This window comes from Vibrio sp. 970, from assembly GCF_033339075.1.
In genome coordinates this window covers 1-653 of record NZ_JAWOTW010000398.1, presented here as the reverse complement: position 1 = coordinate 653, position 653 = coordinate 1, and the positions used below count along the sequence as shown (strand labels likewise).

Below are 653 nucleotides of genomic sequence, written 5' to 3'. Positions count from 1 at the left end.
AAACATTGCCATTGCTATCAGCCGTCGCCAAGACATTAATCGTATCACCAGCCGCATGAGTAGCGCTTGGAATTACGACTTAATTCCTCTCGGTTCTGCAGCACTAAAAGCGTGTTTGGTGGCGGAAGGAGCGGTCGATTGCTATTTACGTTTGGGCCCTACTGGCGAATGGGATACAGCAGCAACGCAATGCATCGTGGAAGAAGCGGGCGGACGCATTCTCAGCACTCACCTCGAACCTTTGTCTTACAACGAACGGGAAACGCTAGAGAACCCGAACTTTATCGTTCTGGGCGATACGAATTTGCCTTGGGATGACATCCTGCAACGCAAAGATTAATTACTTATACTTGCGTAACTCAACTTGTATCATTAGGCCGTGAATTCCGTTCACGGCCTTTTCTTTTTCCGCATGAGCAGCTTCAACAGTATTTGACCTGCCATATACCTAAAGCTAATCAAACTGCACAAAACCACACAATCCAATTAAAATACAACCACTTAAAAAACCAACTTTGTCCCTCGTTTATTTACGTACAGCGAATAGAGGGTTTGGCCTACTATGATCCAAAAGCATAAAGAGCTGCACATTGGCAGCTCTTTTCTGTATTACGTTGGCTTAAAATTAGAATCTGCCTTTGTAGTCAAACTCG

At 44.7% G+C, this 653-nt stretch carries 1 protein-coding gene; it reads left to right on the top strand.

Annotated features, from left to right (window positions below):
• Positions 1 to 340 (top strand): inositol monophosphatase family protein (locus R7Q11_RS26930; protein ID WP_318094470.1); only part of this gene is annotated, 340 nt, incomplete at its 5' end.
• Between the last annotated feature and the right edge of the window lie 313 nt (positions 341 to 653).